Genomic DNA, 19,743 nt, shown 5'->3' with positions numbered 1-19,743 from the left:
AGATAATCCTTGTTTTAGGTTACCACGGAACATCTTTTTTGTTTATTAAATAACCGACCCAATTAGCTAATGCCGTTAATAAAGGAGTAATTAATAGTAGAAAAACCCAATAATACCATCGTAAAGGGAAGAAAAATAAGGCTAAGGCGGATGAGACTATTACGAAATCATTTTGATCCCAAAACAAGAACACTTCCCCGCGTTCGAGGGATGTTCTTCTTTTAATAAAACTTCCAATTGCATCTCCAATTGGACTTCCTAAAGCAATAACTGCTTGGCTGAGAAAATACATGGGATAATTAACATGATTATCATCATTCATGATTAAATCCAGAAAGGATAAGACGTAATCTTGATCAATAAGCTTAAAATTATCATAAACTTGTGCTTCACCAATTCGATTGAGAAACCACCAACAAATAATTGAGCTTACTACAAATCCTAAGATCCATCCACCAATAAATCCGTTCCATGTTTTGCCATCTCCTAAAATACGTTTTCCATCTTTGTAATAGCGACCGCCATCCATTGGGTAACTTTTTATTCCTTTTATTTTACCCGCTAATACCATCATTCCATTTGTTACAAAGGCAGGAACAAGCATGAAAAACCCTAATCCCATAACTACGATTGCATCAATGAAGGTGTATATAATAGACCAAATTAGAAGAAAAATGAATAAAATAATCGCTGAAGAAGCAACAAAAATCGTTTCTTTTCGCAAATCCTTGGGATTTATGTTCGGATCGTCTTTAATACGTCTCATTAAAATATCAACAAGAGTAAATATCTCTTAAGCTATTTTTACTTTTTTATTTGTTTATTTGCTCAAATGATCGTCTAGGTAAAACTATTTTGTCGATTTTAAAGACAGAAATTAAAAAATAAAGGATGAACAAATATAATAGGGTGCTCGAAAATCACACATCTTGAAATTGAAAACCAGCAAATTTTTTTCTCTTCCTCAGAGCATATGGACGAAATCGAAGATGAGACGGTAACCTTAGTGGTAACTTCTCCTCCTTATTGGGATGTACGTGACTATGGATCTGATCAAATTGGCTTTCAACAATCTTACAAAGACTACATCCTTGCTTTAAACCGAGTCTGGAAAGAATGTGTTCGTGTATTACAACCCAATGGGAAAATTGCGATCAATTTACAACCCCTTCCTATATCATCGCAGAAATCTGGCTATGGAAGAAGAGTAATTAAGGACATTATGAATGATGTGGAGAACTTCATGTTTGATCAAGGTTTATTTCTAAGTGGAATGATTTTTTGGGATAAAGCACCCTATATCAATAATGTATCTTGGGGGTCATATCCTAAACCCTCCAATATTGCCACAAATACTGCTTTTGAGCAAATTTATACTTTTGTAAAACCGGGAAAAACGCGCCCTCTAAATAAGCATTTAGTGAACCAATCACTTCTTTCAAAGGATGAGTGGCGCCATTGGGCTGTACGGATGGTTTGGGATGACATTTCTCCTGTAATTAAAATTAATCAACACAAAGAGAACCTATTTGGACATAGTGCCCCATATCCTGAAGATATTCCATATCGATTGATTCGAATGCACACATTGAAAAATGAATTGGTTGTGGATCCCTTTTTAGGAAGTGGAACTACATTAAAAATGACTCGTCTTACTCAACGTCGAGGGATTGGGTATGAAATTAATGGTGCATATGCGAATTTGATTAAAGATCGGATCATGGAAGAGTGGACTACACCTTACATAGATTCACAGTATAAAACATTTAGTTCCCGCAATATCTCTAAAATTATTCAAGAATCAATTAATACTTCCTTAAATTTTCTTGAAAAATGCAAAATTGGTTCAGAAAAAACTTATGATCAAAAAAAAAATGAAGAAGAGAGGAGATTGATACTGAAAGCTGTGTTAAAGACTTTAAGACATCAAAAAATCCTTTCACAAGCAAATATAAAAAAAATCTCTGAAGAATTCAATAATGGGATAAATTCTTAGTAAAAATTTAATCAAAAACGTTTTTTTCTTTATTATTCCTGTAAAATTTGTGCTTGAGCAATGCATAAATGACTATAAATAAATTTAATAGATTATATATTATAAAAAGCAATAAAGGGGTAAACAGAAACCATATTTGTAAATTGGCATTTATCCAGAGTCCAGTTAATACGGAAACTAATAGAAGCTCGATAAATATCGTCCAGAAAATATTACGGAGTTGAAAATAAGTGCGAAAATCGGGAGTATTTCTAATAAATCCCATTTCCATGTATCCTCTAGTTAAATTCACCTGAAATTTGGGATCAGATGCAAATTCATCGATAGGAATTGCTGATTCTTGATCAAAAGCATGGAAATGAGCAAATCTTTTATAATATCTAATAAGTTTTACATGAAAAAAACTTCCATTATTCCCCCTAGGTAGTTTATTTGCTTGGTAGCATTCTAACATGCTTGCATATTTGTTTTTTTGTGAATTCATTTTAGATTGCAACTCATCATTTGAACTTTAACAATAAATAATTAATTTTAATCAATATAAATCATCTATTCAAATTTATTATAGAAGAAGGCGTTGTAAATAGTCAAGGTAAAGTCAGGTGAAATCATTGTAAAGAAATAATTTACAGATTTAGAAGAAATTTAAAATAATGTAAAAACTGTTTTATATAAATACTCATTTTACTAAAATTAAATCTAAGTAAACAAGAATTGTACCAATTTAGTGAGGTGGTAAAGCTCATAAAATCATATATTTACGAAGATTTTCAAATCTTAGATTGGTATATTCCAAGAAATTGTTCCAACTATTCAATTTTTAGTAGATATAAATAATTTACTAATATAAAACAAGGAATTAGTTCAAATTGCCTAACTATTTAAATTGCATTTTCAAATCGATTTATTAACTTTGAAATAGAACATTAATATAAGATCTCGATTTAGGATTTTATTGGATACTGATCATGAGCCTCTCGATTATTGATAAAGAACAATTATGTGAGTTATGGACCAATATTTATAATACTGATGGGAAGCCAGATTGGTCGCATATCATTCCATATTATGATGAAAAAATAATTTTCCGGGATTCCATTCAAACGATTCATGGTATTGAAGAGTTTAAACAAATGACTGAACGTTTAGTTAAGCGTTCTAAAGATTTGAAAATGAAAATTGTGAATAGTGTGAAGGAAGAAAATATCATTTTTTTGGAATGGGAGATGAATTTAAGCTTTGGAAAATACCCAAATTCTACAATGTTTGGTTCCAGTCGACTAACCTTGAACGAAGCAGGAAAAATTATTGATCAACGGGATTATTATGATCTTTGGGGTGATATTTTTGATAATATTCCAAAGCTAGCTAAAAGATATCGGAAGTTTATGAAGAAAAAATTTGGGTAATTAAAATGAATAAATATTTAAAAGAGTATAAATGGTCAAATATTCGGGCGATGCTACGGAATAATAAGGTGGATCCTATTGAATGTCAAGAGGATTTCACTGGACGCTTAGTGCTTATTACTGGGGCAACAACGGGAATTGGATATCACACAGCAATTAAATTCGCATCAAAAGGTGCTAACCTCCTTTGTATAAATCGAAATGAAGAAAAATCTATCAATTTGTGCGAAGAAATTAAACAAGAATATGGGGTTGAATGTAATTATAAAATTGCAGATTTTACTCATCTTGAAGAAATAAAAAAGGTGGCTACTGATATTTTGGCTCTAAATCAAACTATCGATGTTTTAATTCATAATGCAGGCGTTTATTTGACAAAGAAAAAATTTACTGACGATGATATTGAAACTGTTTTTCAAGTAAATTACCTTGGCTCTTTTATTTTAAATTATATGCTTAAGGATAAATTGAAAGCTCAAAATCATGCAAGAATCATATTTGTTAATTCGGAGGGCCATCGTTTTGCCATTTCTGGGCTGAAAATTGATGATCTTCGTTGGAAAAAACACAGGTACACTGGTTTGAAAGGATATGGATCTGCAAAAGTTGCCCAACTTCTATCAATGCTCAAATTTAAGGAATATTTCAATAATAGTGGTGTAACCATAAATGCTATGCATCCTGGTGATGTGAAAACAAATATGGGAGAAAATAATGGCAAACTTTATCGGTTTTTCAAACACCATTTTATCAATCCTTCCGCAAAATCGCCCAAGATTTCAGCAGAATCGTTATATTATCTTGGTGTGTCAAAAGATATTGAAACAGAGAGTGGTAAATTTTTCAACCTAACCACTGAAGAAGAACCTGCACCTCCTGCCTTAGATATGGATATGGCGGAACGACTATGGGATAAAAGTTTGCAATTGGTGGGGATGGAATGAATTCTCAAAATTCTCGAGTTGTAATTGTTGGGGCAGGAATGGCTGGTTTAACAGCGGCGGCATATTTATCTAAAGCTGGAATGGATGTTCTTTTACTTGAAAAAAATAATGAATGTGGAGGGCTTCTAACATCATTTGAGCGAGATGGTTTTCTGTTTGATGCTGGAGCAAGATCTATTGAAAACTCCGGAATCGTACGTCCTATGTTAAGGGATCTTGGAATTGAACTTGACTTAATTGATAGTCCTGTCTCAATTGGGATTGAAAATGAAATAATCAATTTTGATTCCCTCGATCGTTTGGAAGATTACCGAAAATTATTAGAGAAACTCTATCCCGAAAGTCTCAAAGATATTAGTAAAATTTTTGTCTATATAAAAAAGATTTTGAAGGATATGGGAGTATTATATGGAATTGATAATCCTTATTTTAGAGATTTAAAACATGATAAGCAATTCATATTTAAAGAACTACTTCCATGGGTAGGAAAGTTCTTTTTTACTCTTCGCCGTATAAGTCGCTTGAATGAACCCGTTGAATCCTTTTTACACAAATTATCCTCAAATCGCTCGCTCATTGATATAATTGATCAGCATTTCTTTAAAAAGACACCTACTTTCTTTGCATTAGGTTACTATTATGTATACCTTGATTATTTTTATCCAAAAGGCGGGACAGGGGAATTACCTAACTCAATTCGAAAAAAAATCCTTGAGTGGGGGGGAAAGATCAAATTTGACACACAAATCTCTAAAATTATTCCTTCTGAGCAAAAAATATTAGATGTCCTCGGTAATTCCTACGAATATGACAATCTCATTTGGTGTGCCGATTTAAAAACCTTATATCAAATTATCAATCCTCAAAATCTAGATGCGAGCATTTCCGAAAATATTGCTGCCCATAATGAAAAGTATCTTTCTCACCGTGGAGGGGATTCTATCTTTTCATTTATGATTGGAGTGGATGAGATTCCTGCAAAATTTGCTTCTATATCTAATGGACACTTCTTTTATACACCTTCAAAACAAGGTCTCAATGAGTTATTTCGATCTAAACTCCAATCTATACTGACAAATTTTGAAAATGTGTCGAAAGAAGAATTATTGCAATGGTTGGACGAATATTGTCAATTAAATACTTATGAAATATCAATTCCTGCCCTCAGGGATGCTTCTTTAGCACCAGAAGGAAAAACTGGTATTATTTTTAGCTTCCTCTTTGAATATGACTTAATAAAAAAAGTACATGAAGCAGGTTGGTATGATGAATTCAAAATAGAAGTTGAGAATCGTATTTTGGATACGCTTGGTGAACAATTATATCCTGGAATAAAAGATAAAATTCTATTTCAATTTTCTTCAACACCTTTAGATATTTCAAGAATTGTGGGGAGTTCAGAAGGTGGAATTACCGGATGGTCATTTGAAACACCAGTGCCTGTTGTAAATGACCTCAAAAAAATGGTTAATTCTGTTAACACACCTATTCCAAACGTATTGAAAGCAGGGCAATGGGCGTATAGTCCTTCCGGAATTCCCATTGCAATTTTGACGGGTTGGCATGCTGCTCAATCTATTTTGAAAAAGAAGAAATAAATTTTTTTTTTCCTAAACTTTTGAGATAATTTGTATTAATTCTGCATCAATTGGTTTCTTCTGGAATCTTTAGAAAAAGAATTAGTTGCCAGAGAATTACGTATAAAAGGATTAGTAGTAAAATTGGAAAAATAATATCAATCTCTGTTAATAGCATTGCAATAACAATTCCTAAGGTAAAGTAAACCATACCATAATTGCAAATAATGAATATTATTTTTGATGAAGTCAGCATTTTTTGTTTTTGTTTTTGTTTTAAATTGTCTGCTTTTCTATTAAGGGCATCTTCAATGTTCAAAATTCCAGGCAAAGCAACAAAAAACCAAATATGGAAATATAGAAACCAAGAATCGGGATAGACTATTAACAAAATCAAGTGACTCAATCCAAAGAACATTGAATAATTTCGTTTGTGTAAAGGAATTATAAGGAAAATTCCATATATGAACCCAAAAAGTATGGCTGCTAATATAATCATTAAGATGGTTTGAGAAATTGAAAAGTTTAAAAATTTAGGTAATAATCCGAGAACTCGTGTGATGCTTGTACTTGGATAAATTAAGATTTGAGCAGATTGATTTATCTTTATAAAATCTTGCAATAAATTAGGATACATAACCCAGAAAAATATATTTGGAAGTATTGGCATGATATATCCCAATAATGCTATAAAACTAGATTTGAAAGAGATTTGAAACTTTTTCTTTTTCCATGATATAGATCCTTTAAGCAATAAAGGAATTAATAGAATTCCAAATGGTTTATATAAGCTTGCTAAGCCAATCAAAAATCCCGATAAAAACTTTGCCCCTCGAATCTGATAACGTTCGATTTTTTCATTTTCTATTAAAATAATGCTACAAAGAACTAGTAAAATATAAATTTCAGAAATTTGTCCGAATGCTAAATTCGGAACTTGAAGCGGAGCAACGATTCCAATTAGTAAATAACTTTTTCTTCGTTTTGAATTAAATTCAACATTATAAAATCGCTTAGATAAGACAAGAAATAAAACAAATGAAAATATATGCAGTATTTCCATTATCAAAGTGTGAATTATAAATGCTATCGGATAAGGAATTAAAGAAATAAAAGAGTTCATGTAAGAAAAGATTGGAAGATAGCGAAAAGGAAATTCATACTGCTGAGACGTGTATAATGCAGATGGATTTGAGCGAATTAAACTAAAGGATGTATAAAAAATCCGAAAATCGAAAGACATGAATGCAAGATCTACTTTTTCAGAATATTCTGACAGGATGAATAAAAGGATTATAAGTACAACAAAGATTGCATTTAAGACAATTCCAAAGCAAAGTACATTGCTTTTCCTTAATAACTTAAACTCACCTTTGATATCTTCCCAAAAGAGATTTTTTTTGGGTGAAATCTTTTTTTTCATCGTTTCTATTTCAATCATTTTTTATTACATGTAAAGATTTATTACTCAAATTATAAATTATTTCATAGATTATTCCGACTATATGAAAAATTAAACTGCTAAATATTGAATTCAGCAGTTAATTTTAAAAGTTTTTTTAAAATTATTATGAATATGGCTTTCAGGTAATCTAAATATGGCTACACAAGTACTGATCCCCATTTTTGGAGGCTTATTTCTTCTATTTCGAATTTGGTTAAGTTTATACAAATTACGAGAAGAATTGCAATTTCGCCGGTTTTATGTAAGTAGATTAGTCAATTATTACTTCTGTATGATGCTTATATTCAATCTACAATCTGCAATATTTAATGTCATCATTGCCGTGTGTTTTCCTGCAATGATATTCACATCGGTATGGGATTATAATTTTTATAGTAAATTTAAAAAACGCACTTATTGGAAGAAGAACCGAAGATGGCTTTTTGTGGAAAGAATCACTATGCATCCTCCTCTTTTAATCTCTGGGTTATATATGTATATTGCTGGTATCCCTAATTTTGTTCCTCCTGGAGAAGTAACACCCTTTCTCATTGGAATATTGATTGTATACGGTAGTTCATTTTTATTGGATGTAAGGTTACGAAAACGGTATAATTGGCCTAATGGTCGAGATTTACTTGTAGTAATGCTCGTTTCAACTATCGGATTTTCCATGTATTATATTTTCGGCTAATCATGCCTAGAGAATTTGAAAGATCATTACTTAAATCGGTTGAATTAAGTTGATCTAAGTAAAAAGGCCATTATTCTTTATGAAGATGAAATTAGGCTAATTAGGCAGTTACTTTTTTTCCCATCGTTTTTTAATCCATTCAGGCATTAAATAACCAATATACATGCAATAAAGCCCAATTAGACTTAATAGCCAAGCAAGGGGTACAAAAAGTGAACAACCTAACTCATCAATTAATCCAATTGGAATAAAGAAATCTTTGAACATTCTAATTATTTCTTGGAAAATAAATGAAACTAGAACGAAGCTTAAAACTATCCCAGAGAATTTTAAATAACTTAATCCTTTTTTTCCAACTACATCCTCTCTACTAACACTTTTTTTGCTTACTTGATTTGCCTTTTGTGCTTGATTACCATAAATTATGAAACTTGTAAGCAAATGAATAACAAGCAAAATAAAGATATCTATACTCATGAGTCCTAAGATTGGAGTTATTATTGCAATAAAAATTTCAATTACAATTAAAACCCCTATTAAAGTTGATTTTCTATTAAGATAAAAAACATCCTTTTGAAATAATAACAAAAATATGTTCGCTACTGCTGTCAACGAAAATGAAATAGATGCACCTTTATTAATCATAATATCTGCCAATTCTAATGTTAACTGATTTCTGGATACCAACAATACAATTGGATCGATTAACGCTGCAGTTATTAAAAAGAATGCTGTCATAAATAAGTATAAGACAATATTCTTTCTTTTATTCACGTACTTCATAAAAATGAAAAGTGATATAACATATCCAATTCCAACTACTAAAAAGGAAATTACAATTGATATTATATGATTTGTGCTGAGATCTAACATAATACTAATTACTTGTTAAAATATTTAATTATACCTCCTTTTTCCGTCATGATATATTCAAAAGTGTTGATTCTATTTTATTCTTATATTATATTTTGAATTTTAACTCCAGAAGGTCGACTATAATATTTCTAATGAATAGATTATGTCTTTTTTAGAAGTAAATTTTTCATTTAACGATCGAATATATCTCCGTTGCTGTTAATCTTGATAGGACATACGAAAAGAGACTTTTACTATTATATTCATCTGAAAAAATATCTTAAGGGGAAATATATGTTTTTGGAAAAAAACAGGAGAAAAGTTGGATTTTATTGAGTAATTTTATAATTCTGGACGATTACACAATTTTTTCTTTAACAATATACCGAAGGAAGTACATTTCCTTTCTAAAAATCAATAAATTATGAATTTTCAAGTATTTGAAGTTCTTATTTTAACATCAAGGGAAAATTTCATGTGTTACTCAATAAACAATTTTTCGTTCAAATTCTAATGTGGGATCTAATGAACTAGATAAGCTCCAGAAAAATTGGTCAGTCATTCCTGCAATAAAATCACGAACAATAATCTCCGGCGGCTGTTTATAGTAAGGATATTTTTCTAAAGAATTAATTTCAGGACGTCGGGTCCGAATTTGGTTGAGATTTAGGAATAAATGATCTTTGAAAATTTTAGAATCTAAACGTTCATTGATTAAATCATCGTAATAATGGTCCCAAAGTAGATGCATGGCTTTATCGATTGTTGGTAGAGGTTGCAATTTATCCGGATGTAAATAGATATGGTTCAAGTTAAACTTGTATAAATCTTGCAAAGCAGCATTAGTTGCCTCACTATAGGAAATATAGGGTTGATCAATAGAATTTTGGATTAAATCCGTTATTAAAGAATTAATAATCTCCCGATTAGATTTTCCCAACTGAATTTTTACTGATTCAGGGATATCTTTGAATGACAAAATACCTAAATGTTGGGCATCCATTACATCTCTAGAGATATAACTAATGGTATCCGCAAATCGAACTAAAATTCCTTCCATAGTTTTGGGGACTGGGTCTTTAATTTTTCCTAATTTCAAGTTTTCAAGATCCTGTTCTAAGTGAGTCCAAGTTAATTCTGTAGAAGCGGGATATAATTTACCTTGATGATTTTCCCCGTTATGGCCGAGTATACCATCCAAGACCGGGAGTGTAAGATTTTGCATTTCCACTTCTTGTAAAAACCAAACGCTTCCAAAATTATGATGGTATTGACCAATTCCTTTTTGTTCGGTTATTTTAGTTAACAATTCTTCTCCATCATGCCCAAAGGGTACATGGCCTATATCATGACCTAAAGCGATTGCTTCAACCAATGAAGTATTTAATTTAAAAACCTCCGCTAATTCTCGAGCAATTTTAGAAACTAACTGAACATGGAGCATTCGTTTTTGATGAATATCACTTTGCAACCAGAAAAATACTTGGGTTTTATCAAAATAACGTGCAAAGGATAGGCTATGATTGATCCGATCGGCATCCCTTGTAAAGTATGAGCGATATCCATTTATTTCTTTCACTTTACGTTGGGCTTTATCACTGAAATATGCGTAGGGACCAAAATTTTTTTTTTCTTTTTCTTGATTTTCTCTCTTAAGACGATTTACAAGATCGGGAAGAAGTTGCATTTACTTAAGTACTTTTAGAAGAAGATCCCCAAAAATCTTTCTAATTAATATAAAACAAGTATTTTCGACATTATTCGATAAATTGATATGAATATTGTTTCATTCTATGTGTTTAGGAGTTTAAAAGCCCTAATTGTTTCAATTTTGCATCCTCTTCGTCGGTGCATTTCCAGAATCTCAGATAGCTGTTCAAAATTCAATGAATTATCTTGTAAATTTAAATATTGTAGTCCGAATAAGTTTTCAATCGAATTTGGGAGTGATATTAAATTATTATGGCTAAGATCTAGAAAGCTTAAATTTTCGAGTTCTCCGAGTTCAATCGGTAGGGAATAAAGATTATTTTGTTCCAAATTTAGTGAATTTAAATTAGTCAGATAGGAAATCCATTCTGGAATCAAATTAATATTGTTTTTTCCCAAATCGAGTAGCTGGAGTTCTTTCAATAATACTAAAGCTTCTGGAATTTCTACAATTCCAGTATAATAGAGTCCCAATTCAATAATCCTACCTTCATCTGAAACAAATCCGAAATTCAATTTTGCACTATCCACAACAGGAACGGGCATATTCAAGATACTTTCCAACAGCATAAGTACTTCATAATCATCAATGACCAGTGGCACGTCTTGGTAGAACATAGCCCAACTATAATCTTCATATTCTTTTTGAGTTCGTTCAACCCGACCATCTGTAAAAACTTCATTTTCTTCCCATTTCGTTCTTTCAGTATCTTTACTCTTCCATTTTAGTTCAAGATCATCTTCAACCATATGCATGGATGAACAGAGCTCATTAAATGAAAGCAGATCATCCATTTGAAACAGATCATCGAATAACTCTTCTTGAGTTTTTCCAGAATTGACAAGATAATTCTGAATTTTAGCACCAGTCCATTTAAATGCCGTCTGTCGTTCGATTTCACAGCCTTTTTTGTAAACTTTCTTCAAATTTTCAAAATTGAGTTCTATATCAATAGTATTCTTTGTTAAAATGAGTTTGTGAAGATTAGTTAAATTTCCAAAAGAATTTGGTAAAGTGTGTAAGTTATTATAGGCTAAATCTAATTGTTCTAATTTAGTGAGATTTCCAAGGCTTTCAGGTAATTTATCGATTTGATTATTATCAAGATTCAACTGGATCAATTTTGAAAGATTGCCAATTTCTTCTGGTAAAGTCTTTAATTTTAGATAACTGAGATTTAAAATTTCTAAGTTAGTCAGGTTTTGAATAGAAGAAGGGATTTTTTTTAATTTTTCATGATCAATACCAAGAAATATTATAGATCCATTCTCTGCAACAAATCCATTAATAAAGTTTGTTTTTGTTGAAGATGGGATCGGGCGTCCTAATTCCTTTTCTATATCTACAATGGCGTTATATTCTGCTATATGTAGTGGAATTCCTTCATATTCCTTTAAACTTTTTATCTTTCCCCCCTCCCTTCAAATTTTTCAATTCCATAGAAATCGATTCTGGTAAGAGTATTAGAATAGATTTATCATTTGTATCCACTTTTTTACAAAATTATCAGAAATATTCTAACAAACCATTAAGGAATTACAAAAAATGATTTTCAAGAATATTTGAGGTCTTTTTCCAAAACTTCATTTCTATTTTAACAATATATCTAAATATGCCTTTTTCTAACTATAATTTTTCAATAATTACAACAAAACATGAAATGATGGTTGATATCACTAATGAAATTGAAAAAATAATCGCTAAAGAAAACGAACAAACATCATTGAATGGAATTTGCCATATTTCTATCCCTCATACAACTGCCGGAGTAACTATCAATGAAAATGCTGATAAGGACGTTAAATCTGACTTTATGTCTATTCTGACTGATCTTATTCCTCAAAAACAAACTTTCTTGCATGTTGAGGGAAATTCGGATGCTCATGTGAAAGCCTCTCTCATGGGGTTCCATCAACAAATTATCATTCTAAATGGCAAACTTCAACTGGGATTATGGCAGGGAGTTATGTTTTGTGAATTTGATGGTCCACGGACTCGAAATATTCAAGTTTCAATTTGGACAGAAGCGTAATTAGATCTGGTTTTGAAAAGCAAAAGTAAAAATGGGATTACCATACTCATCTTGTAGGTCGTTTTCAAATGATTTGATTAATTTACTATGTTCTTCCTTCAATCCTAAGTCTAAGAAGATTTTTTTATTATATTGTCGTGTACTGATTCGAGCAACGGCATCACACGAACACACCCGGGTATTCCGTATATTTTTTCCCTCTAAATCATCATAAAAAAAGAACATCGTGTCAGAACAGAATGGACAAGTGATCTCAACATCTCCATCTTGACCAAATTTAGTGATAGTATCATAATCCACAAAAGGTTTTGTCATTGAAGGAATAGATTTTGTTTTTTTCTTCAATTTGGGTTGAACTACTTTTTTAATTTCTGGTTGAGGGTTTGGTTCAATTTTTTGATTTGTAGAACTTGGTTTTACAATACTTTTTGTCTCTTTTTTGATTATTTGAGGGATTTTTTTACTGAGATCTTTGGTTTCCTTCTTGATTGAACTCCTTTTTTTCCTACTCTTGTTCAATTTCGTTCCAAACATATCTGCCATAGTTGTTTGCTTCTGAGGTTTGACTTTTTTTGCATTTCTTCTTCTTTTTTTAATTAATCCCTTTGGTTTTAAAATCCGAGTTGCCTTTTTAGATTCTCGCTCATTATCCATGTCAAATACTATTTTTCTTCCTTCAGAAAAATAATCTGACAGCTCTAATTGCGTAATAGTGGCTGATTTTTCGGATTTACAGATATACATAGGTTCAATTGTATAAGCTATTAAATCTTTAAAAAGACTATGGCAGTATTTTGGTCAAATTAATTAACCGAATAACAATGTTCTAATTGAAAACTAAAGAAGAAAATTTTAGTTTTCTATTTTCATGTTCTTTCTAGCGTAATAATAGATGAATTCTTGCGCATATCCAGCCCAATTCTTAAATAATTGACGCCCTAAACGACTAAGAATCTTTGTAGATGCTTTTTTTCCCTCATTATAATATTGAATCATAAATCGTTTTATCCAGATATCTACTGGAAAATGCGTAACATCTCCATATCCAAATAATTGGATGCAATCTGCCACTTTTTTTCCAATCCCATCAATGCATTGTAAATTTTTATTAAATTCCTCCGAATCCTCAAATTCTTCTAATAAAAAACCAGGATGACAGTTTATAAAATTCCAAATATATTTGGCTCGATATCCAAATCCCAATTCTCGAAAAGTATCTTCAGAAACATCTAAAAGATCTTCACGGGTTGGAAACAAGAAAAATTCTCGTTTTTCATATCTAACTTTTTGGCCATATATTTCTCCTAGTTGTCTGAGATGATGCTTTATACGGGGGATATTAGAACATTGGGATAATAGATAGGAAATACTGCACTCAAATTCTTCTTGTTTTAATAATCTCAATCCCTTACTGTAGGAGATTACTTCATTCATTAAGTCATCAATCGCGATAACTTTTAACATTTCATTGTAATCATCTTTACATCGAAGAAAGATCTCCATTTCGTTTTTTAGGTTTTTCTTGACATTGGAATCAATTCCTATGATGTGAGGTGTAATTTGCACTAATTTAACAATGCGATCTTTAAAGGGACCATAGTAAGTTTGTCCATTATCAAAAGATTCAAATAGAAAATTCTGACCGCATTCAAAGGTTTTCATTAGGTTAAACTCATTTTCAAAAGATAATTCAATCACACATTGCAAAACATCTAAGAAGTAAAAAAAAGAACGATTATAACTGAAAAGCTAGTGGTAACCCCTGGTTACGAATTTAAGGCTAGGGGGTGATATTCATCATAGGATTTTTTCAAGCGGGAAATATCATTTTTTGCATAAATTCGCGTTGTATTTGGATTAGCATGGCCTAAAAGATCTTGAAGTTCGCTTATGTCCATTCCATTTTGTCGTAAGTGGGTCGCACCGGAGTGGCGAAAGATGTGGGGTGTGAACTTTTTTTCTTTTGGAAAACCTAAATGTTCTTTTAATTCTTGTAAATCTCGTTGAATTGTTCGAGGACTTATGCGCTTATTCCGAGAATTAATGAAAAGAGGGGTATATTCTTCACTTGATTCCATTTGTCTAAAATTGATGAATTCAGCGAGATATTTCGCTGTTGTAAAATCTATGGGAATATATCTTTCCTTATTACCCTTTCCTGTAACTTTAATTGACCGATTGGAAATATCTATATCTTGAATGTTTAAATTGCAAATTTCACTGATTCGAGCTAATGATGCATACATTAAGCGAATGATAACTTTTAACCTGCAATATTTGTGATTGGTTGTCCCTTTCCATTTGTCCAACATTCCAAAAATGGTTTGGATATCCTCAAGTGAGAGATATTTCGGTAAGGCTTCTTGTTGACTTATTTTCGGACTCTTAATAGCACGCATAGGATTTTTTAAAAGAAGTTCATTATCAACGCAAAATTGAAAAAATGACTTATAACAAGCGATTTTTCGAGCAATTGCTCTTTTAGAATATTGTTTCTCGTAGAAATATTTTAAGACCTTTCGAATATGAAAAATCTGAATTTTATCAACGTCTATTTGGGATAAATGTTTCAGCAAGATCTGAAGATCATAGTTGTATGCCTTTATAGTATTCTGACTACATCCTTCTTCCACCTCTTTCGCAATAAGAAAATCGGGTATTATTTCGGATAATAGCATATTCTTCATTTATTCCTTGTATAGATAGTATTGGGGAGATTTTTATTAAAAATCACCAAGTATATGAGGATATTATCTACACTACATCGTAGAAGAGATGTAGGACAATTCGATGAAAAAAGTGTCAAATTGTAATTAATTTTTTTTTCGAAAAATATGGATTGAAAAATTAAAATTACTTACATTTTTTTCGGGCGATATTTGCTGCAATTAAAATAGGATCCCATACTGGTGCAAAAGGTGGTGCATAGCTTAAATCCAGCTGTTGCAAGTCATCAATTTTCATGTGAGCTGCAATAGCCGTTGCAAAAACATCAATTTTTTTTGCACCTAAAGAACTTGGAGCAGTTATCTCTGCTCCTAAGACTAGATGGGTATCGATATCAAAACAGAGTTGAATTGACATTTTTTTCGCATTTGGATAATAGTGGGCAATTTCGTTATTTGTTATCATTATGGAGGTGGCATTATAACTAAGTTCTTTGGCAATATCTTCTTGAATTCCCGTTTGAGCACAATAAAGATCAAAAACTTTGAAGACCGAAGTTCCGATTATCCCAGGAAAAGGACTTGTAGGGATACCTGCTATATGTGATCCGGCGATTCTACCTTGTTTGTTGGCAGTTGGAGCAAGTGGGAGGTATACATCTTTCTTAAGTAAATTGTGGTATGAAGTTGCGCAATCTCCGGCCGAATAAACTTTTTCAATATTAGTTCGGCAAAATTCATCCACAAGAATTGCACCATTTGGAAGAGTCTTCAATTCCGTGTTTTTGAACATTTGAGTCGCTGGGATCACCCCAATAGATAATTGCACTGCATCTGCTTGGAGTTTAGTACCATCTTGTAATAGAACTTCTAAGGAAGTATCAGAAATTTGATTCAAAGTTTGAACTCTATTTTGTAAAATAAGTTGTATATTATGTTTTTCCAATTCTTTTTGAATAAAATCTTGACTTTTAGTCCGGAAATTTAAACGAGGCCCAATTAATGTGATCTTTTTTACATTGAGAGCTTCATATGCTTCTAACATCTCTAAACCGATATATCCACTTCCAATAATTACAACATTTTCAACTTTAGTTGATTGCAGAAAAGTTTTCAATTTTGCTGCTTGAGAAAGGGTGTGGACTTTGAATAATCGTGAATGTGTTAAAATGTTATTTGGAATTTGGATTTTTTCAGTACTGGATTGTCCTCCGGTTGTAATAACAAGATAATCATATTTTTCTTCAAATTCTCGATTATTTTGAATAGCTTTGATTTTAACCGTTTTTCGATTAAAATCAACTGATACTACTTCATGATAAATATGAACCGGGATATTTCGTTTTTCCATCAGTCCTTCTTTTGTAAGGGTCATCAAATTATCTAAATTTTTAACATCATCTGCTACAAAGTAAGGAATACCACATGCTCCATATGATATATACTGACCTTTTTCATATACATCAATTTCCCAATCTTTATGTTTTTTCCGAATTGCACTTGCAGCACTCAAACCCGCAGGATTTCCACCGATTATTATTGTTTTCATAGTCAATACCTACTTTAAATCTGTTTTAAATAAATATAAAACCATCTTATCTATGTTAAGTTAAAAGAAAGTAGAATAAGTAATAATTATTTACAAAATTATATCAGATAGACTAAAAACTTATCAATTGAAAAAAGAAACCTATTAGCATTAAAACTTCATAAGAACCATAGCATAATGATTTTCAAAATATTTATGAAATATAATGGGTGCTCATCATTAGAATTAGAAGAACATATAATAAAGTGATTCTACAAGATTATTCATTCCTTTCAAGCAAAATTTCGGAAAGGGTATCAAAAAAACTGAATAAAAAAATCTTACGGAAAAAACCCTCTTCAATTATAGAGCTCATAAATATCGTCCAAAATTTCTGGAAGGAAACGGAGAAAAATCCTGCATTTCTGTCATCAGAAGAAATAACACAATTATTGCGGTTAACCATTCGTTTAAGTTTCTTAATTCAAGATAACTCCTTTGTTCAAACTTTAACATCAGATGATCTTCTTACAAAATGTATGATTCTCGGGTCAAACACAACAGATGAGGCAAAATTGATAGCTGAAAATCAAAATAATATACTTGAAAAGATTACTCCAGAGCACGATCCTGAAGGAAATGCTGCCATAATGACTATTTATAGCTTTAAATTCTTCAATTATCTGACACTAAATAATTCAGCAAAAGTTCAAGAGCTTGAAGAAAAGATAACTAATTTTCATAATTCTCATTTAGAAGATCCGTTAATTCAGTGGATTTTTGCCCAATTTCTTGGATTTTATAGTTGGAATCTTTGGACAACAGGGAAAATAAAAAAGGCCGGCATTTATGTCAAAAAAGCTTTAGATTATTCAAACACTATTAATGCTCCTGTCCTAAAATGCATTGCCTTAAATTCCATAGGCTCTTATTCATCTCATTTAGGAGATGTTGATGCTGCTTTAGCATATTTCGGTAAGTTGCTTGAAATTGTTGCGCTTATTGGCAATAATCGAATGGAATTTGTTGCTTTGTCTAATATTTCTGAAATCTACAATAAACGAGGAGAATTAAAAAAATCGATTAAAAATGCTTTAGATGCGCTTGAAATTCTCGAAGAAACTTCAGATCGCGCGAATCAAACAAATTCATTTATTGTATTATATAATAATCTCTGTTCACTTTACATTAAGGAGAATAATCTTGATTTAGCAATGAAATACATTCAAGAAGCAATTGAAATGCTTGATCCGAGTATTGAGAATTCATATATCAATAGCGAGGTTCGAAAGACCTACATGAATTTATTAGTTGTTAAGAAGAACAAAAACAAGTTGAAAGAACAATTATCTATTTTAGAACCCTTAATGGATAATAATCCTATTTATCCAGTCCAATTTGCGTTTTTTTTCTATACAGGAAAATTAGCAGAAATGGAAAATCAAACCAATTTGGCACATGATAATTATATGAATGCTTTAAATCAAGCAATTAATGCAAGAGATATTGCTAAACAAATTTTACTGCAGATATATATGGCTGAATTATATTTAAAACGTTTTAGTGAAGCTGGAAATGCAGACTCCTTAGAAAATGTCAATAAATTTCTTGATAATATCATTATGGTATCAAAAGAACAGAGTTTTTATGACCTACACTATAAAGCATTATTATTAAAAGTAAATATTGAAGAATTGAACAAAAATTATGATGAAGCAATTGATATTTTGGCCGATTGCTTAAAATTAGTTAATAGAATGGAAAAGGATCCCAAGGATGTTGAAGAAAAAATAAATGAGATTGAAAGTCAAAAAAGAGAATCGAATATATCATTAGATCGGAATCAAATCCTACAAAATTCATTCAATTTACTCTCTTCTTCCTTTTCAAATATTGATGCAGACAATTCCAAGAAAATTGATTATGAAATATATGGATTGCTCGTTTTAAGTAAAAGTGGGTTACCTTTATATTCTAATTACTTGGATACCCACTTTAGTGCCAGTGAACTAGTTATTTCAGGGTTGATCAGTGCAATTTCTTCTTTTAGTAGTTCAATTTTTGCTTCTAAATCTTCTGGCCACTTAAAATCCATTCAACATGATGATGTGAATATCATATTGGAGTATCATTCAAATATGTTGCTTGCATTGATTTGTGATACTGATACATTTGAAATCCGTAGTAAAATGATAAGTTTCTCTGAAAAATTAAATGAGTTAGATTTAGATGAAAATATAATTCGTTCGGACGAGCAAAAACTAAATATTGACTTGATATTTAATGGAATTTTTTCATGAAATTCATTTTTATTTTTCCATTGTATCAAACTTCTAAGTATATTCTTCTCATATTGTGAAATAATTTTCTTTTATGTTATCTAAATATTGGTAAATCTTTGGATTCATGTCTTGGATCAAAAATAATGCGCATGTGTTATTAAATCTTCAGTAGATATATTCAATTTTTTCGACAATAATTTTTCAGCCATAAGGCTTATATGCAATGTTGCAGAATTACGACGTTGTAGCGATTAATTTAAATTTTACGCCCGATGACTGATTAACTTTAAATATTAGAGACCTCTTATTATCTTAGATTTAGTTATCAAACTCGATCTAATCTCAAAAGCATATCAAAAGTGCGACGATGTTTTGACCGACAACAAGCCAAAAACATCGATCTCGTGTTGATATGGGAACGTTGAGGCATCGGTCTGATTATTGGTTCTGTTACAGAACACCACTCAGTTTGATTGGAATAGTCGGAATATCCGGGCGAATCTCCGTTCAGCATGCGTTTACGCATGAACATTGGTCCCATGGCAAAGTCTTATTCGTTTTGTAACATCTGATCAGGTTAAAGTGATCCAATGTTCGTGTTAAAT

At 31.2% G+C, this 19,743-nt stretch carries 18 protein-coding genes; 7 read left to right on the top strand and 11 right to left on the bottom strand.

Translation table 11 applies throughout. The features are described from left to right. Positions 1–19 precede the first annotated feature (19 nt). Positions 20–766, bottom strand: a complete 747-nt coding sequence (locus tag NEF87_RS01930) for a CDP-archaeol synthase (protein ID WP_457918399.1) — start codon at positions 764–766, stop codon at positions 20–22. Positions 767–973: 207 nt separating this feature from the next. Here NEF87_RS01930 and NEF87_RS01925 point away from each other — a divergent pair, with 207 nt between their 5' ends. Further along, positions 974–1,996, top strand: coding sequence for a DNA-methyltransferase (locus NEF87_RS01925; RefSeq protein WP_457918398.1), 1,023 nt, complete (start codon positions 974–976; stop codon positions 1,994–1,996). Between the two features lie 7 nt (positions 1,997–2,003). Here NEF87_RS01925 and NEF87_RS01920 read toward each other — a convergent pair whose 3' ends face one another. Further along, positions 2,004–2,480, bottom strand: a complete 477-nt coding sequence (locus NEF87_RS01920; protein WP_457918397.1) for a hypothetical protein — start codon at positions 2,478–2,480, stop codon at positions 2,004–2,006. A gap of 484 nt (positions 2,481–2,964) precedes the next feature. Between NEF87_RS01920 and NEF87_RS01915 the strand changes: the two genes are divergently transcribed. From NEF87_RS01915 to NEF87_RS01905, 3 genes are read left to right on the top strand one after another with little or no spacing between them, the layout of a single operon-like run. After that, entirely contained in the window at positions 2,965–3,405 is a 441-nt protein-coding gene (locus tag NEF87_RS01915) for a nuclear transport factor 2 family protein (RefSeq protein ID WP_457918396.1), read from the top strand. A 5-nt stretch (positions 3,406–3,410) separates the two neighbouring features. Further along, positions 3,411–4,349 carry an SDR family NAD(P)-dependent oxidoreductase gene (locus NEF87_RS01910; protein ID WP_457918395.1) on the top strand — a complete coding sequence of 313 codons (939 nt, stop codon included), beginning with the start codon at positions 3,411–3,413 and terminating at the stop codon, positions 4,347–4,349. Continuing rightward, positions 4,346–5,947 carry a phytoene desaturase family protein gene (locus NEF87_RS01905; protein WP_457918394.1) on the top strand — a complete coding sequence of 534 codons (1,602 nt, stop codon included), beginning with the start codon at positions 4,346–4,348 and terminating at the stop codon, positions 5,945–5,947. The genes NEF87_RS01910 and NEF87_RS01905 overlap by 4 nt, the downstream gene beginning before the upstream one ends. Positions 5,948–5,993: 46 nt before the next feature. On the opposite strand, the gene NEF87_RS01900 is transcribed toward NEF87_RS01905, so the two are convergent. Then, entirely contained in the window at positions 5,994–7,367 is a 1,374-nt protein-coding gene (locus tag NEF87_RS01900) for a glycosyltransferase family 87 protein (protein ID WP_457918393.1), read from the bottom strand. Positions 7,368–7,524: 157 nt separating this feature from the next. Here NEF87_RS01900 and NEF87_RS01895 point away from each other — a divergent pair, with 157 nt between their 5' ends. Next, complete coding sequence (locus NEF87_RS01895) at positions 7,525–8,064, top strand: hypothetical protein (RefSeq protein ID WP_457918392.1); 540 nt, start codon at positions 7,525–7,527, stop codon at positions 8,062–8,064. 108 nt (positions 8,065–8,172) lie between these two features. Here the strand turns inward: NEF87_RS01895 and NEF87_RS01890 are convergent, their stop codons facing one another. From NEF87_RS01890 to NEF87_RS01880, 3 genes are all read right to left on the bottom strand, one after another. After that, positions 8,173–8,937, bottom strand: coding sequence for a hypothetical protein (locus NEF87_RS01890; RefSeq protein WP_457918391.1), 765 nt, complete (start codon positions 8,935–8,937; stop codon positions 8,173–8,175). A gap of 466 nt (positions 8,938–9,403) precedes the next feature. Next, complete coding sequence (locus NEF87_RS01885; protein ID WP_457918390.1) at positions 9,404–10,606, bottom strand: HD domain-containing protein; 1,203 nt, start codon at positions 10,604–10,606, stop codon at positions 9,404–9,406. A gap of 104 nt (positions 10,607–10,710) precedes the next feature. Beyond that, a complete protein-coding gene (locus NEF87_RS01880; protein WP_457918389.1) occupies positions 10,711–11,742 on the bottom strand; it encodes a hypothetical protein in 1,032 nt (343 codons plus the stop codon). Positions 11,743–12,242: 500 nt separating this feature from the next. Between NEF87_RS01880 and NEF87_RS01875 the strand changes: the two genes are divergently transcribed. Continuing rightward, positions 12,243–12,662, top strand: a complete 420-nt coding sequence (locus NEF87_RS01875; protein WP_457918388.1) for a secondary thiamine-phosphate synthase enzyme YjbQ — start codon at positions 12,243–12,245, stop codon at positions 12,660–12,662. Here the strand turns inward: NEF87_RS01875 and NEF87_RS01870 are convergent, their stop codons facing one another. The 4 genes from NEF87_RS01870 to NEF87_RS01855 form a co-directional block, all read right to left on the bottom strand. Continuing rightward, a complete protein-coding gene (locus NEF87_RS01870; RefSeq protein WP_457918387.1) occupies positions 12,663–13,406 on the bottom strand; it encodes a hypothetical protein in 744 nt (247 codons plus the stop codon). It abuts the gene before it with no gap. A gap of 108 nt (positions 13,407–13,514) precedes the next feature. Then, the gene (locus NEF87_RS01865) at positions 13,515–14,360 is read right to left on the bottom strand and encodes a DNA-3-methyladenine glycosylase 2 (RefSeq protein ID WP_457918386.1); all 846 of its coding nucleotides are present in this window, start codon (positions 14,358–14,360) and stop codon (positions 13,515–13,517) included. A gap of 68 nt (positions 14,361–14,428) precedes the next feature. Next, positions 14,429–15,340, bottom strand: coding sequence for a site-specific tyrosine recombinase/integron integrase (xerA, locus tag NEF87_RS01860; protein WP_457918385.1), 912 nt, complete (start codon positions 15,338–15,340; stop codon positions 14,429–14,431). A gap of 175 nt (positions 15,341–15,515) precedes the next feature. Beyond that, positions 15,516–16,877: an FAD-dependent oxidoreductase gene (locus tag NEF87_RS01855; protein ID WP_457918384.1), complete on the bottom strand. Its 1,362-nt coding sequence runs from the start codon at positions 16,875–16,877 to the stop codon at positions 15,516–15,518. Positions 16,878–17,122: 245 nt separating this feature from the next. Between NEF87_RS01855 and NEF87_RS01850 the strand changes: the two genes are divergently transcribed. Next, positions 17,123–19,156, top strand: a complete 2,034-nt coding sequence (locus NEF87_RS01850) for a tetratricopeptide repeat protein (RefSeq protein WP_457918383.1) — start codon at positions 17,123–17,125, stop codon at positions 19,154–19,156. 307 nt (positions 19,157–19,463) lie between these two features. On the opposite strand, the gene NEF87_RS01845 is transcribed toward NEF87_RS01850, so the two are convergent. Next, positions 19,464–19,679 carry a hypothetical protein gene (locus tag NEF87_RS01845; RefSeq protein ID WP_371804315.1) on the bottom strand — a complete coding sequence of 72 codons (216 nt, stop codon included), beginning with the start codon at positions 19,677–19,679 and terminating at the stop codon, positions 19,464–19,466. Positions 19,680–19,743: the final 64 nt, after the last annotated feature.

The organism is Candidatus Lokiarchaeum ossiferum, assembly GCA_025839675.1.
In the GTDB taxonomy this organism is placed as follows: Archaea; Asgardarchaeota; Lokiarchaeia; order Sigyniarchaeales; family Promethearchaeaceae; genus Lokiarchaeum; species Lokiarchaeum ossiferum.
The sequence above is the reverse complement of the archived record's forward strand: the minus strand, read 5'-3'. Positions and strand labels throughout refer to the sequence as shown.

Coding starts and splice junctions, on each gene's coding strand:
- NEF87_RS01930 (WP_457918399.1), bottom strand. CDS start 766: ATGAGACGTATTAAAGACGATCCGAACATAAATCCCAAGGATTTGCGA.
- NEF87_RS01925 (WP_457918398.1), top strand. CDS start 974: ATGGACGAAATCGAAGATGAGACGGTAACCTTAGTGGTAACTTCTCCT.
- NEF87_RS01920 (WP_457918397.1), bottom strand. CDS start 2,480: ATGAATTCACAAAAAAACAAATATGCAAGCATGTTAGAATGCTACCAA.
- NEF87_RS01915 (WP_457918396.1), top strand. CDS start 2,965: ATGAGCCTCTCGATTATTGATAAAGAACAATTATGTGAGTTATGGACC.
- NEF87_RS01910 (WP_457918395.1), top strand. CDS start 3,411: ATGAATAAATATTTAAAAGAGTATAAATGGTCAAATATTCGGGCGATG.
- NEF87_RS01905 (WP_457918394.1), top strand. CDS start 4,346: ATGAATTCTCAAAATTCTCGAGTTGTAATTGTTGGGGCAGGAATGGCT.
- NEF87_RS01900 (WP_457918393.1), bottom strand. CDS start 7,367: ATGATTGAAATAGAAACGATGAAAAAAAAGATTTCACCCAAAAAAAAT.
- NEF87_RS01895 (WP_457918392.1), top strand. CDS start 7,525: ATGGCTACACAAGTACTGATCCCCATTTTTGGAGGCTTATTTCTTCTA.
- NEF87_RS01890 (WP_457918391.1), bottom strand. CDS start 8,937: ATGTTAGATCTCAGCACAAATCATATAATATCAATTGTAATTTCCTTT.
- NEF87_RS01885 (WP_457918390.1), bottom strand. CDS start 10,606: ATGCAACTTCTTCCCGATCTTGTAAATCGTCTTAAGAGAGAAAATCAA.
- NEF87_RS01875 (WP_457918388.1), top strand. CDS start 12,243: ATGCCTTTTTCTAACTATAATTTTTCAATAATTACAACAAAACATGAA.
- NEF87_RS01870 (WP_457918387.1), bottom strand. CDS start 13,406: ATGTATATCTGTAAATCCGAAAAATCAGCCACTATTACGCAATTAGAG.
- xerA (WP_457918385.1), bottom strand. CDS start 15,340: ATGCTATTATCCGAAATAATACCCGATTTTCTTATTGCGAAAGAGGTG.
- NEF87_RS01855 (WP_457918384.1), bottom strand. CDS start 16,877: ATGAAAACAATAATAATCGGTGGAAATCCTGCGGGTTTGAGTGCTGCA.
- NEF87_RS01845 (WP_371804315.1), bottom strand. CDS start 19,679: ATGGGACCAATGTTCATGCGTAAACGCATGCTGAACGGAGATTCGCCC.